This window comes from Marinifilum breve (assembly GCF_003202155.1).
GTDB classification, from domain to species: Bacteria; Bacteroidota; Bacteroidia; order Bacteroidales; family Marinifilaceae; genus Marinifilum; species Marinifilum breve.
Window position 1 is genome coordinate 1 of the sequence record NZ_QFLI01000185.1, and the last position, 377, is coordinate 377.

1 protein-coding gene is annotated in these 377 nt (G+C 57.6%); it reads right to left on the reverse strand.

The window, feature by feature from the left end; all coding sequences use genetic code 11:
* Nucleotides 1-229: phage tail protein (locus DF185_RS23390; protein WP_207784760.1), on the reverse strand; the 229-nt coding region annotated here is incomplete at its 3' end.
* Nucleotides 230-377 lie beyond the last annotated feature (148 nt).

Below are 377 nucleotides of genomic sequence, written 5' to 3' on the forward strand. Positions count from 1 at the left end.
GGTTAACTTTGATTCTGGCCTGCGGATTTTTGACCGTGGCCCTTTTCAGCCTGGCCCTTTCCTTTACCAGTTTCCGGCGTACCTTTGTCTCACGGGCAACCTGTGACGCCGACTGCGATATCGCGGATGAAGCAACGCGGTTAATGGCCATTGCGGCGGCACCAGGCACCGCCGTTTTGCTGATACGGCTGAGGTTTTCAACGGCCTGCTCAAGACCTTTTATGGCCATACATCCCCCTTTCAGCGGCGACGGTTAACGGCAGGCGGTACGCCCCGTCCAAGCCAGAGATGACAACTTCCGCCATCATCCGGCGAAACCCGATCTACCCAGAAATTTTCCTCACCGATGGTCAGCGTGTCTCCACGCCGCAGCTGCC